The 13,171-nt window shown below is 54.6% G+C and carries 10 protein-coding genes and 1 tRNA gene; all 11 read left to right on the top strand.

Features of this window, described 5'->3' with window-relative positions; translation table 11 throughout:
- A partial coding sequence (locus tag QQL54_RS08075; RefSeq protein ID WP_284389417.1) for an EF-Tu C-terminal domain-related protein occupies positions 1 to 104 on the top strand: 104 nt, incomplete at its 5' end.
- Positions 105 to 112: 8 nt separating this feature from the next.
- Positions 113 to 188, top strand: a tRNA-Trp gene (locus QQL54_RS08070).
- Between the two features lie 102 nt (positions 189 to 290).
- A complete protein-coding gene (gene secE, locus QQL54_RS08065; protein ID WP_284389415.1) occupies positions 291 to 533 on the top strand; it encodes a preprotein translocase subunit SecE in 243 nt (80 codons plus the stop codon).
- Positions 533 to 1,066: a transcription termination/antitermination protein NusG gene (nusG, locus tag QQL54_RS08060; protein WP_284389414.1), complete on the top strand. Its 534-nt coding sequence runs from the start codon at positions 533 to 535 to the stop codon at positions 1,064 to 1,066. Before secE ends, nusG begins: the two co-directional genes overlap by 1 nt.
- Positions 1,067 to 1,184: 118 nt before the next feature.
- The gene (rplK, locus tag QQL54_RS08055; protein WP_284389411.1) at positions 1,185 to 1,613 is read left to right on the top strand and encodes a 50S ribosomal protein L11; all 429 of its coding nucleotides are present in this window, start codon (positions 1,185 to 1,187) and stop codon (positions 1,611 to 1,613) included.
- A gap of 4 nt (positions 1,614 to 1,617) precedes the next feature.
- Positions 1,618 to 2,310, top strand: a complete 693-nt coding sequence (gene rplA, locus QQL54_RS08050) for a 50S ribosomal protein L1 (protein WP_284389409.1) — start codon at positions 1,618 to 1,620, stop codon at positions 2,308 to 2,310.
- A gap of 263 nt (positions 2,311 to 2,573) precedes the next feature.
- Positions 2,574 to 3,089, top strand: a complete 516-nt coding sequence (gene rplJ, locus QQL54_RS08045; RefSeq protein WP_284389407.1) for a 50S ribosomal protein L10 — start codon at positions 2,574 to 2,576, stop codon at positions 3,087 to 3,089.
- A gap of 87 nt (positions 3,090 to 3,176) precedes the next feature.
- Positions 3,177 to 3,548 carry a 50S ribosomal protein L7/L12 gene (gene rplL, locus QQL54_RS08040; protein WP_284389405.1) on the top strand — a complete coding sequence of 124 codons (372 nt, stop codon included), beginning with the start codon at positions 3,177 to 3,179 and terminating at the stop codon, positions 3,546 to 3,548.
- Between the two features lie 184 nt (positions 3,549 to 3,732).
- A complete protein-coding gene (rpoB, locus tag QQL54_RS08035; RefSeq protein WP_284389403.1) occupies positions 3,733 to 7,815 on the top strand; it encodes a DNA-directed RNA polymerase subunit beta in 4,083 nt (1,360 codons plus the stop codon).
- 135 nt (positions 7,816 to 7,950) lie between these two features.
- Positions 7,951 to 12,123 (top strand): DNA-directed RNA polymerase subunit beta', encoded by a 4,173-nt coding sequence (gene rpoC / locus QQL54_RS08030; protein WP_284389401.1) that lies wholly within the window; start codon positions 7,951 to 7,953, stop codon positions 12,121 to 12,123.
- Between the two features lie 151 nt (positions 12,124 to 12,274).
- Positions 12,275 to 13,162 (top strand): mechanosensitive ion channel family protein, encoded by an 888-nt coding sequence (locus QQL54_RS08025; protein WP_284389399.1) that lies wholly within the window; start codon positions 12,275 to 12,277, stop codon positions 13,160 to 13,162.
- The last annotated feature ends 9 nt before the right edge of the window (positions 13,163 to 13,171 follow it).

Below are 13,171 nucleotides of genomic sequence, written 5' to 3'. Positions count from 1 at the left end.
TTGAGCTGATCGTCCCGATCGCGATGGAAGAGAAGCTCCGCTTCGCCATCCGCGAAGGTGGCCGCACAGTCGGCGCCGGCGTCGTCTCAAAAATCACGGATTAAGGGATTTTAGGGGTATAGCTCAGTTGGTAGAGCATCGGATTCCAAATCCGAGTGTCGAGGGTTCGAGTCCTTCTGCCCCTGCCACGTCTTAATCATAGCTAAGCCCGATAGAGGGTTTGGGAAACAGGTGTCGCGGAGACCTCTTTTGGTCTCCGCGTTTCGCCGTTTAAACGAGGAACCGCCCTGATGGCGAAAGGCAATCCAGCCAAGAAAGACGCAGATGTGGCGCCGAAGGTCTCTCCGGCAACGTATTTGGCGCAGGTTCAGCAAGAAGGCCGCAAGGTCGTCTGGCCGAGCTGGAAAGAAACTCGTCAGACCACCATCCTTGTGATGATTATGGTGGTGATAATGGGTGTATTCTTTTTTGCGGTTGATTTTCTCATCGGCATTGTCGTGCCGTGGGTGTTGAGTTTCGGGAGTCCCTCCTAATGGCCGCACAATGGTATATCGTTCAGGCCTACTCGAATTTCGAGAAGCGGGTTGCTGAAACGCTGGAACGCGATGCGGCCTCTAAGGGTCTGTCGGATCTGTTCGAGGAGATCCTCGTGCCGACCGAGACTGTTATTGAAGTGCGTCGCGGCCGTAAGGTCGAGAGTGAGCGTAAATTCTTCCCCGGTTATGTGCTGGTGAAAGTGGATCTCACTGACGAAGCGTATCACCTGATCAAGAATTCACCGAAAGTGACAGGCTTTTTGGGGTCCTCCAATAAGCCGCGTCCCGTTCCGGAAAAAGAAGTCGCACGCATTATCGGCCAAACCGAAGATGGTGTGGTTGCGGCGCGTCCAATGATCAGTTTCGACATTGGCGAAACGATCAAAGTTGTCGACGGTCCGTTCCAGAGTTTCTCCGGTACGGTTGAAAGCGTCGATGAAGAGGCGGCTCGCCTCAAAGTGCTTATCAATATCTTCGGGCAGGGAACGCCCGTTGAGCTCGATTATTCGCAAGTGGAGAAGGAGAGCTAGTCTCGCCGCTTGCAAATACTGACTGTGGGAGGGGCGGCTAAGTCCAGTCGTTCTCGCACCACGGTCTCCACACGCGCAAAGGCAATCCTGCTGAGCGCAACCGCCATAGGAGTGGAACATGGCAAAGAAGATTAGCGGCTATATCAAGCTGACGATCCCGGCCGGTCAGGCCAACCCATCCCCGCCGTTAGGCCCTGCATTGGGTCAACGCGGCGTCAATATCATGGAATTCGCAAAGGCGTTCAACGCCAAGACTGAAGACCTGGAAAAAGGCATTCCAACGCCAACGATCATTACAGTATTCGGCGATAAGTCGTTCAGTTTCATCACGAAGACGGCGCCTGCTAGCTACTATCTGAAAAAAGCGGCGGGCAAAAAGTCCGGCGGCAATAATCCAGGTATTGAAGTTGGCGGAACAGTCACACGCGCTCAGTGCCGTGAGATTGCCGAAGCGAAAATGGTCGATCTGTCGGCTAACGATCTGGATCAAGCAACGAAGATCATCGAGGGTTCTGCCCGGTCGATGGGCTTCGAGGTGACGGAGTAGGATCATGGCAAAGCAAAGCAAACGTATGAAGGCGGCTCTGTCGACCTTCGACCGCGAAGTCGAATATAGCGTCAAAGACGCTGTGGATCTGGTTAAGGGCAGCGCCAAGGCGAAGTTCGATGAAACCATTGAGGTCGCTTTGAACTTGGGTGTTGATCCCCGCCATGCGGACCAGATGGTTCGTGGTGTGGCTAACTTGCCCAACGGAACAGGCCGCACAGTTCGCGTCGCCGTTTTCGCAAAAGATGCGAAAGCTGACGAAGCTCGCGAAGCTGGCGCTGATATTGTCGGCACAGACGATCTGGCTGAAATGATCCAGAATGGCGACATGCCGTTTGATCGCGTTATCGCGACACCGGACATGATGCCGCTTGTCGGTCGCCTCGGTAAGGTTTTGGGCCCCAAAGGCATGATGCCAAACCCGAAAGTCGGAACTGTGACGCCAAATGTTGGTCAAGCGGTTCGCGATTCTAAAGGTGGTGCTGTTGAATATCGGGCTGAAAAGACCGGTATTGTTCACGCAGGTGTCGGCAAAGCGAGTTTTGATGCAGATAAGCTGGCGGAAAACGTCAACTTTCTACTGTCTAAAATCCAGAAAGAGCGTCCTGCGGGCGCTAAAGGTACCTTTATCAAGCGTGTCACGCTCAGCTCCACAATGGGTCCGGGCATCAAGATCGATACAGCCGATATTGTCTAATTAGAGATTTTGGCGGACGTCCGGATTTTTCCGGGTGTCCGCCGAATAGACTGTCCGAGACCGTCGGTGGAGCCCAATCGGGACCCATAATTCCGGCGCAGACAGAGCGAAAGACCAGATCAATGCGGACATTTGTCTGCAAAGGTTCGGTTCGAGCTTTGGGACAGACAACCGTTCGTTGCCTCGTCCTAATGTGACGGTGCAGCGGGCACCCAAGAGGGGTTCGGCAATGGTGTCGGGCCTCGCAACAACGGAGACCGCAAATGGATCGCACTCAAAAAGCGGAAGCCGTCGAAGAGCTGAAAAGCATCTTCGCGGAAGCCGGATCCGTGGTGATGGCCGAATATTCGGGCATGACCGTTGCGGAAATGACGGAACTGCGTGCCAAGCTCAGAGAGCAGGGCGCGACGATTCGCGTTGTGAAGAACCGCCTGGCGAAGATCGCCCTGAAAGATCAGCCCTTCGAAGGTGCTGGCAACATGTTCAAAGGTCCTGTGGCAATTGCCTGGGCCGAAGACATGATCAGTGCACCGAAGGTGGCTGTCGAGTTCCAAAGGGACTCGTCCGCCTTCAAGATCATCGGTGGGTTCATGGGAGAGGAAGTGTTTGACCCGTCTGGGATCGACGCCCTGTCCAAGTTGCCGTCCCGCGAGGAGTTGATTTCAATGGCTGCCCAGCGTCTGCTGAGCCAAGCTACGAATATCACTTCCGCCCTCATGTCGCCCGCTCGGAGCCTCTCCGGCGCGATCGCGACAATCGAGGAAAAGGCTGCCGCGTAAGTCTTCACGACATCATTCTCGCAAAACTCGAACCAAACCGCCGTCAAGGATATTTCCGAGACGGCATAAAACTCAAGGAACTACATCATGGCTGATGTTAAAAAACTCGCGAAAGAGCTAGTCGAACTGACTATCTTGGAAGCAAAAGAACTCAACGACATCCTTAAGGATGAGTATGGCATTGAGCCGGCAGCTGCTGCTGTCATGGCTGGCCCAGCAGGCGGCGACGCTGCTGCTGCTGAAGAAAAGACTGACTTCGACGTCGTTATGACATCCTTCGGTGGCAACAAAATTGCCGTCATCAAGGAAGTCCGCGCCATCACAGGTCTTGGCCTGAAAGAAGCTAAAGAGCTGGTCGAAAGTGCACCAAAAGCCATCAAAGAAGGCGTGCCTGAGGCCGAAGCTAACGACATTAAAGAGAAGCTGGAAGCTGCCGGCGCCTCTGTCGAGCTTAAGTAGGTTTCTACCGACTTCGTTCGCGGGCGCTTACGGTGCTCGCGAACACCTCCGATGGGCTGGGGAGGTAAATCACCCGTTCAAACTGGCGCCCGGTCGTCAGTATAATCCGAACCGGACAAATTGACCGGCGACGTTGGACTGCAGCCCTCGTCGTCTGGCCGCGCATTATTAAAGGGTGTCTTTCATGTCACTGACCTTTACCGGCAAGAAACGTATTCGCAAAAGCTTCGGGCGTATCCCTGAGGCTGTCTCCATGCCTAACCTGATCGAGGTGCAAAAAAGCTCCTACGATCACTTCCTCCAGAAAGATATGGACCCGTCCCAGCGCGGGAAAGATGAAGGCATCAATGGTGTTTTCAATTCCGTCTTTCCTGTCCGCGATTTTTCCGATCGTGCTGTGCTGGAATATGTCTCCTTCGTCTTTGAACCGCCAAAGTTCGACGAAGAAGAATGTCAGCAACGGGACATAACATTCGCGGCGCCGCTTAAGGTGAAAATGCGCCTCGTCGTGTTTGATATTGACGACGATACGGGTGCCCGCTCCGTCAAGGATATCAAAGAGCAGGACGTCTATATGGGCGATATTCCGCTCATGACGGACAAAGGCACATTCATCGTCAACGGAACGGAACGTGTGATCGTTTCACAAATGCACCGCTCGCCCGGCGTGTTCTTTGACCATGATAAGGGCAAGTCCCACAGCTCTGGCAAGTTCCTCTTCTCGGCGCGGATCATTCCTTACCGTGGTTCATGGCTCGACTTTGAGTTCGACCATAAAGATATTCTGTATGCGCGGATTGACCGTCGCCGGAAACTTCCGGCCACGACCGTGCTCTATGCACTCGGCATGACGCGTGAAGATATTCTCGAAGAATATTACGATGCGGTTGATTACAAGCGTGACGCCAAAAAAGGCGGCTGGACTCGTGAGTTCAACGCTGACGACTACCGTGGCGGCAAACTGCAACGTGATCTAGTTGACGCTGCGACGGGCGAAGTCATTGCGCCTGCAGGCCGTAAGCTGACGAAACGTGGCGCCAAGAAATTGGTCGACGACGGCGTGAAGAAGGTTCTGATTTCCGATGCGGAAATGGCTGAGCGCTTCGTAGCTGAAGACATCGTCAACATGAAGACAGGTCAAATCTACGCCGAAGCCGGCGATGAGCTGAGCGACGATGCGATGGAGCAGATCAACGAGGCCGGTGTCGGTGACATTTCAGTCCTGAACATCGATCACATCAATGTCGGACCGTATATCCGGAACACATTAGCTGCGGACAAGAACGACTCGCGCGAAGGTGCGTTGGTCGACATTTATCGTGTCATGCGTCCTGGTGAGCCACCGACGGCGGAAGCGGCAGAAGATCTGTTTAACTCACTCTTCTTCGATCAAGAACGCTATGACCTTTCGGCTGTTGGCCGGGTCAAGATGAACCTGCGCATGGAACTGGACGCCGATCCGGAAGTCCGTGTTTTGCGCAAGGAAGATATCCTGGCTGTCGTCAACACACTGGTGAAGTTGAAAGACGGAATTGGCGCGATTGACGATATCGACAATCTCGGTAACCGCCGCGTCCGGTCTGTTGGTGAGCTGATGCAAAACCAATACCGTATCGGTCTGTTGCGGATGGAACGTGCAATCAAAGAACGCATGCAGTCGGTCGATATCGAAACCGTCATGCCGCATGATCTGATCAATGCCAAACCGGCGGCCGCCGTGGTGCGTGAATTCTTCGGCTCTTCGCAGCTGTCGCAGTTTATGGACCAAACTAACCCGCTGTCTGAAATCACGCATAAGCGTCGTCTCTCAGCGCTTGGCCCTGGTGGTCTGACCCGCGAACGCGCTGGCTTCGAAGTCCGCGATGTGCACCCGACTCACTATGGTCGGATTTGCCCGATTGAGACGCCTGAAGGCCCGAACATCGGTCTGATCAACTCGCTGGCAACACACGCTCGCGTCAACAAATATGGCTTTATTGAGAGCCCATACCGCAAAGTTGAAAACGGCAAGCTCAAGGATAAAGTCGAATATCTGTCGGCCATGGAAGAGGCTCGCTACACAGTGGCGCAAGCTAATGCCAAAGTCACAGATGACGGCATGTTGGTTGATGATTTCGTTATCTGCCGGGCCAACGGCGAAGTTCTGCCGGTTGCACGTGATGAAGTGAACTTCATCGACGTGTCACCCAAGCAGCTCGTCTCTGTTGCTGCGGCTTTGATCCCGTTCCTCGAGAACGACGATGCGAACCGCGCTTTGATGGGATCAAACATGATGCGCCAGGCCGTGCCTCTGCTGAAGGCGGAAGCGCCTCTGGTCGGGACAGGTATGGAAGGCGTTGTGGCTGTCGACTCGGGTGCGACTGTGACAGCAAAACGCGAAGGTATTGTCGAACAAGTCGACGCCAAGCGGATTGTTGTGCGCGCGACCAAGGAAACGGACCTTAAAAAGTCCGGCGTGGATATCTACAACCTGTTGAAATTCCAACGCTCCAACCAATCAACGTGCATCAATCAGCGCCCGCTGGTCAAAGTAGGTGATGAAGTGAAGTCCGGCGACATCATTGCGGATGGCCCGTCGACTGACCTCGGTGAGTTGGCTCTGGGTAAGAACGTGCTCGTCGCGTTTATGCCGTGGAATGGCTATAACTTCGAAGACTCGATCCTAATTTCTGAGCGTATCGTGCGCGACGATGTCTACACCTCGCTCCACATTGAGGAGTTCTCGGTGATGGCGCGTGACACGAAGCTTGGGCCAGAAGAGATCACGCGCGACATTCCGAATGTCGGCGAAGAGAGCTTGCGCAATCTTGATGAAGCCGGGATCGTGGCTGTGGGTGCTGAAGTGCACGCTGGCGACATTCTTGTCGGTAAGGTCACGCCAAAGGGCGAAAGCCCGATGACGCCGGAAGAAAAACTTCTGCGCGCCATCTTTGGTGAGAAAGCGTCTGACGTTCGCGATACATCGCTGAAACTGCCGCCCGGTGCGTCCGGTACGGTCGTGGAAGTGCGTGTGTTCAACCGTCAGGGTGTCGAAAAAGATGAGCGCGCGATGCAAATCGAGCGTGAAGAGATCGAAAGCCTCGGCAAAGACCGTGATGACGAACTCGCCATCCTAGAGCGCTCCATCTACAGCAACGTCCGCACTGTCCTTATGGGCAAAGCGGCCGTGTCTGGTCCTCGTGGCTTTAAGAAAGGTCCGATCACCGAAGAAACGCTGGACGACGTCCCACGCTCTGATTGGTGGCGCATCGGTCTGGACGACGAGAAAGCCATTGGCGAACTCGAAGCCCTCAAAGAGCAGTATGACAGCTCCAAAGCGCGTCTTGATGCACGTTTCGAAGACAAGGTCGACAAGCTGCAACGCGGCGATGATCTGCCTCCGGGTGTGATGAAAATGGTCAAAGTGTTCGTGGCGGTGAAGCGTAAGCTACAGCCAGGCGACAAAATGGCCGGACGTCACGGTAACAAGGGTGTCATTTCCAAGATCAACCCGATCGAAGACATGCCTTTCTTGGCTAACGGTAAAGCCGTCGACATTGTGCTTAACCCGCTCGGCGTTCCATCGCGGATGAATGTTGGACAAATTCTGGAAACCCACCTCGGTTGGGCCTGTTCCGGCATCGGCGACATGATCAATGAAGCGCTGGAAGCCTATCGTGAAGATGGCAATATGTCAGAGCTTCGTGATGCAGTGCAGCATGCCTATGGCGACGACGTCACTCTACCGCGCAAGAACGATGAAATCATCGAGCTGGCCGGTAACGTCACGCGCGGCGTGCCAATCGGAACCCCTGTCTTTGACGGCGCGCGCGAGCCGGACATCGTTACGATGCTCGAAAAAGCTGGGCTGCATAGTTCAGGTCAGGTGACGCTGTTTGATGGTCGCTCAGGCGATCAGTTCACGCGTCAGGTCACAGTTGGTTATAAATACCTGCTGAAACTGCACCACTTGGTGGATGACAAAATCCACGCGCGGAGCATTGGCCCATACTCGCTCGTCACTCAGCAGCCGCTGGGCGGTAAAGCGCAGTTCGGTGGTCAGCGCTTCGGTGAGATGGAAGTCTGGGCTCTGGAAGCTTACGGCGCGGCTTACACGCTTCAGGAAATGCTGACTGTGAAGTCAGATGACGTGGCGGGTCGGACGAAAGTCTATGAATCCATCGTGCGCGGCGATGACAGTTTCGAAGCCGGTATTCCGGAAAGCTTCAACGTGCTGGTCAAAGAGATCCGCTCGCTGGGTCTGAACGTCGAACTGACGAACGGCTAAGAGTTTGGTCCCCGGCCTTGTGCCGGGGTCTTTTTCGGGATGGCACCTTGCCGCCCGAGGCCCCGACAGACTGTCGGGGATATGATTTTTCAGGCGGATCCGGACGCGGTGACGCCGACTTGAAAAGGAAGTCCCATGAACCAAGAGGTCATGAACATCTTCAATCCGGCACAAGAAGGCCCGTCCTTCGACCGGATCCGCATCTCGCTCGCCAGCCCTGAGAAAATCCTCAGCTGGTCATTTGGTGAGATCAAGAAGCCAGAAACCATCAACTACCGGACCTTCAAACCTGAGAAGGACGGCCTGTTTTGTGCGCGTATCTTTGGCCCCGTCAAAGATTACGAATGCCTGTGCGGCAAATATAAGCGCATGAAATATAAAGGCGTCGTTTGCGAAAAATGCGGCGTCGAAGTTACCGTCACTCGCGTGCGTCGTGAGCGCATGGGCCATATCGAGTTGGCCGCACCGGTCGCTCACATCTGGTTCTTGAAGTCACTCCCATCGCGTATCGCGACGATGCTCAACATGACACTTAAAGAAGTAGAGCGCGTGCTCTATTTTGAAAGCTATGTCGTAACTGAGCCGGGCCTGACCTCGCTCGACGAACGCCAGATCCTGTCGGAAGAAGAATATCTCGACGCTCAAGCTGAGTTTGGCGAAGATAGCTTCACGGCTGGTATCGGCGCCGAAGCTGTACGTGAAATGCTGGGTGGCCTTGACCTCGCTGCTGAGATTGAACGCACGCGTTTCGACATGACCGAGACCGGGTCTGAGCTGAAGCTCAAAAAGCTATCTAAGCGTCTGAAATTGTTGGAAGCGTTCCAGAAGTCTGGCAACCGTCCTGAATGGATGGTTCTGACCGTTGTTCCGGTCATTCCGCCTGAATTGCGCCCGCTCGTCCCGCTGGATGGGGGCCGTTTCGCGACGTCTGACCTGAACGATCTCTATCGCCGGGTTATCAACCGCAACAATCGCCTCAAGCGTTTGATCGAACTTCGTGCGCCTGACATCATCATCCGTAACGAGAAACGGATGCTTCAAGAGTCCGTCGATGCTCTGTTCGATAATGGCCGTCGTGGCCGGACCATCACGGGTGCGAATAAGCGGCCGCTGAAATCCATGTCCGACATGCTTAAGGGTAAGCAAGGCCGTTTCCGCCAAAACTTGCTCGGCAAGCGCGTGGACTATTCCGGTCGTTCCGTGATCGTAGTGGGCCCGGAGCTCAAACTGCACGAATGCGGTCTGCCGAAGAAAATGGCGCTCGAGCTGTTCAAGCCGTTTATTTACTCGCGTCTTGACGCGAAGGGCCTGTCAGGGACCGTCAAACAGTCCAAGAAATTGGTCGAGAAGGAACGTCCTGAGATTTGGGATATTCTGGACGAAGTTATCCGCGAACACCCGGTTCTTCTTAACCGCGCGCCGACGCTTCACCGTCTTGGTATCCAAGCGTTTGAGCCCAAACTGACAGAAGGTAAGGCGATCCGCCTGCACCCGCTCGTTTGTGCGGCGTTTAACGCTGACTTTGATGGCGACCAGATGGCCGTTCACGTGCCGCTGTCAATCGAAGCCCAGCTCGAAGCGCGGGTTCTGATGATGTCAACCAACAACATCCTCTCGCCTGCCAATGGTCGTCCGATCATTGTGCCGTCACAGGATATCGTTCTCGGTCTCTACTACATGTCGCTGATGCGCGATGGCGAAAAGGGTGAAGGCATGATGTTTGCTGACATCAATGAGGTTGAAGCCGCATTAGATAACAAGCTGGTTTCCTTGCACGCCAAGGTGAAGGGTCGCTTCAAAGTTATCGACGCCGATGGCACAGAGCGGATGGAAGTGGCCGAGACGACACCAGGTCGCCTTAAGCTCGGTGAGTTCCTGCCTAAGCACCACAACATCCCTTATTCCGTCATCAATAAGGAACTGACGAAGAAAGAGATCGGGAAACTGATCGACATCGTTTACCGTCACGGCGGTCAGAAGGCGACGGTGATCTTCGCCGACAAGATGATGGGTCTTGGTTTCAGTGAAGCCTGTAAGGCTGGCATTTCGTTCGGTAAGGACGACATGATCATCCCGGACGAGAAATACACTTTGGTCGCTGAGACCGAAGCGCTCGTGAAGGACTTCGAACAGCAATATGCTGACGGCCTGATCACTAAAGGTGAGAAGTACAACAAGGTTGTCGATGCTTGGTCAAAATGTACCGACCGCGTGGCGGATGCCATGATGGACGAGTCCGCGAAGCCGCGGAAGATCATCAACTCGATTTTCATGATGGCTGATTCCGGCGCTCGGGGTTCTAAGAACCAGATGAAGCAACTTGCGGGTATGCGCGGCCTGATGGCCAAGCCGTCCGGCGAAATCATCGAAACGCCGATTACTGCGAACTTCAAAGAAGGCCTCACAGTGATGGATTACTTTAACTCCACCCACGGGGCTCGGAAGGGTCTTGCGGATACGGCGTTGAAGACAGCGAACTCGGGTTATCTGACTCGTCGCCTCGTTGACGTCGCGCAGGATTGTATCGTGACTGAACAGGATTGCGGCACCGAGACGGGTATCGAAATCAAGCCTGTTGTTGATGGCGGTGATGTTGTCGTCTCATTGGGTGAGCGTATTCTGGGCCGCGTTCTGGCCGAGGACATGCATGATCCACGCACGGGCGATCTGCTCTATCCAGCAAACACCTATGTCGACGAAGACATCATGGTGAAAGTCGACGAAAGCGGTGCAGCGAATATTCGCGTGCGTTCGCCTCTGACTTGCGAAACCGTCACTGGTATTTGCGCGACCTGTTATGGCCGCGATCTGGCCCGTGGTACGAAGGTCAATATGGGTGAAGCGGTCGGCGTTATTGCGGCGCAGTCGATTGGTGAACCCGGTACACAGCTGACGATGCGGACCTTCCACATCGGTGGTACGGCGTCCGTGGCCGACAAATCCGTTATCGAAGCCGTCAATGAAGGTCGCATCAAATATGATGAGAACGACGTCATTGAGACTGAAAACGGCTATGTGGTCAAATCTCGCAAACTGGAATTCGAAGTCGTCAATGCCGAAGGCAAAACGCTCGAAATTCATAAAGTGGATTACGGCTCACACTTGCCGCTCGATAATGGGGCAATGGTCAATCACGGCACGAAACTGGCCGATTGGGACCCATACACCATGCCGATCCTCACAGAAGTGGGCGGTAAGGTGCGTCTTCTTGATATCGTTGAAGGCGTTTCCGCCAAAGACGAGACCGACGAAGATACGGGTATCTCAAGCAAAGTGATCGTCGACTGGCGTGCCAGCTCCAAGTCGGGTGACATTCAGCCTGCAGCGGTGATCGAAGGTCCTGACGGCGAACCCATCAGTCTCGGTGAGAACCGCATCGCGCGCTACATGCTCGCAGTCGGTGCTATTCTCTCACTGAATGACGGCGATACAGTCAAGCCAGGTGCTGTTCTGGCTCGGATCCCGAAAGGGTCCGCGACCCAGCGCGACATTACTGGTGGTCTGCCCCGTGTGGCCGAACTGTTCGAAGCCCGTCGTCCGAAAGATGACGCGATTATCGCCCAGATGGACGGTAAAATCGAATTTACGCGCGACTATAAGAACAAGCGTAAGATCTCGATCCTGCCGGAAACAGAAGATGGCGAGTCGATCAGTTTCCTCGTGCCAAAAGGCAAGCACATGCTTGTGGCTGACGGCGACATGGTGAAACGCGGTGATTACATCGTTGATGGTAACCCGGCACCGCACGACATCCTGCAAGTTATGGGTGTTGAGGCTCTGGCCGAGTATCTCGTCGACGAAGTCCAAGGTGTTTATCGTCTGCAGGGCGTGCCGATTAACGACAAGCACATCGAAGTGATTGTCCGGCAGATGCTGCAGAAGGTGGAAGTCACAGACCCGGGCGATACGTCCATGATCCGTGGTGAGCAGCTCGATAAGATCGAGTTCAACACCAACAATGCGGATCTGCTGGCCGAGAATAAGAAAGCTCGTCCAGCCACGGCTGAACCGGTTCTGCTTGGTATCACCAAGGCATCGCTGCAAACGCGCTCCTTTATCTCTGCGGCCTCTTTCCAAGAAACCACACGCGTCCTCACGGAAGCCTCGGTTCAAGGTAAGGAGGACATGCTCGAAGGTCTGAAAGAGAACGTGATTGTTGGTCGTCTGATCCCAGCTGGCACGGGCGGCAATTTGCGCCGCTATCAGAAGCTCGCCAATGACCGGGACACGAAGCTGCTCGAAGAACGGGCAGCAGCCGCGCCATTGGAAGCGTTCCCAGCGGAACTGGATGGCGACGCAGCCGAATAGGCAAAGCGCTTCATCAAACTATCAAAGGCCGCTCTTCAGAGCGGCCTTTTTTGTTTGGGGATTGCGTCCGAGTTTAGGGCGAGATGACCCGTTCATCTTGTGCTCAGATGGGGTCGTCTTTAAGGCAGGTTAAGGGAAGGTGGGCAGCAGAATGACGTTTATGGAATTCGTGCAAGCGTTGATCCCTTGGGTCATTCGTGGATTGGCCGTCCTTGGACTGGCCCTGATCGGAAACATGATTTCGCTGGCTGTTTCGCGGGCCATTCACCGCGCTCTCAATCTCGCCCCCAAATCAGATCCGGCTGTCACCCGCTTTATCGCGGGATTAATCCGTGCTGCTATTCTCGCCGTCGTCGCGCTCGCTGTGTTGAGCTTTTTAGGCATAGAGACGACCTCTCTCTCCGGCATGATCCTAGCAAGCGGTATCGCCATTGCCTTTGTTTTGCAGGGTCCGCTCGCTAATCTCGCGGCGGGCGCGATGATGCTATTCTTCCGTCCATTCTCCGTCGGAGATGAGATTGAAGTACAGGGGATCAAGGGCGTTGTGACTGATATTGAGATGACGGCGACCCGAATGAAAACCCGGGACAATGTCGCGATCATAATCCCCAACGGTCAAATCTGGGGGCAGGTTCTTCGCAACCATAGCGCTTATGGTGTGCGGCGCCTCGATATGGTGTTCGGCGTTTCCTATGACGCGGATATCGACGTGGCGATGACCGCGATTGCAAATGCCGCGGCAGCCGACGCCCGCGTTCACACAGACCCAGCCCCTTGGACGAAGGTCGTCAATCTCGGCGACAGTTCGGTCGACATAGAGCTGCGTGTCTGGTGCCACTATGATGATTATAGGGGGCTTAAGGCCAGCCTCTCTCAACCGGTCAAAGCGGAGCTTGATGCCGCAGGCATCGGCATTCCTTATCCGCACCTCATCAAGATCAGACAAGCCGTGCCGAATTCAAAGGCTTGGAACCGCATCAATAAACTCGCGAAAATTCGCGACCAGAACTCTGTCCATAACTCGGCAAAAAACATTTAGGGGACCCGA

The organism is Algimonas ampicilliniresistens (genome assembly GCF_030159955.1).
In the GTDB taxonomy this organism is placed as follows: Bacteria; Pseudomonadota; Alphaproteobacteria; order Caulobacterales; family Maricaulaceae; genus Litorimonas; species Litorimonas ampicilliniresistens.
The sequence above is the reverse complement of the archived record's forward strand: the minus strand, read 5'-3'. Positions and strand labels throughout refer to the sequence as shown.

Coding starts and splice junctions, on each gene's coding strand:
- rpoB (WP_284389403.1), top strand. CDS start 3,733: ATGTCACTGACCTTTACCGGCAAGAAACGTATTCGCAAAAGCTTCGGG.
- rplA (WP_284389409.1), top strand. CDS start 1,618: ATGGCAAAGCAAAGCAAACGTATGAAGGCGGCTCTGTCGACCTTCGAC.
- QQL54_RS08025 (WP_284389399.1), top strand. CDS start 12,275: ATGACGTTTATGGAATTCGTGCAAGCGTTGATCCCTTGGGTCATTCGT.
- rplK (WP_284389411.1), top strand. CDS start 1,185: ATGGCAAAGAAGATTAGCGGCTATATCAAGCTGACGATCCCGGCCGGT.
- rplL (WP_284389405.1), top strand. CDS start 3,177: ATGGCTGATGTTAAAAAACTCGCGAAAGAGCTAGTCGAACTGACTATC.
- nusG (WP_284389414.1), top strand. CDS start 533: ATGGCCGCACAATGGTATATCGTTCAGGCCTACTCGAATTTCGAGAAG.
- rplJ (WP_284389407.1), top strand. CDS start 2,574: ATGGATCGCACTCAAAAAGCGGAAGCCGTCGAAGAGCTGAAAAGCATC.
- rpoC (WP_284389401.1), top strand. CDS start 7,951: ATGAACCAAGAGGTCATGAACATCTTCAATCCGGCACAAGAAGGCCCG.
- secE (WP_284389415.1), top strand. CDS start 291: ATGGCGAAAGGCAATCCAGCCAAGAAAGACGCAGATGTGGCGCCGAAG.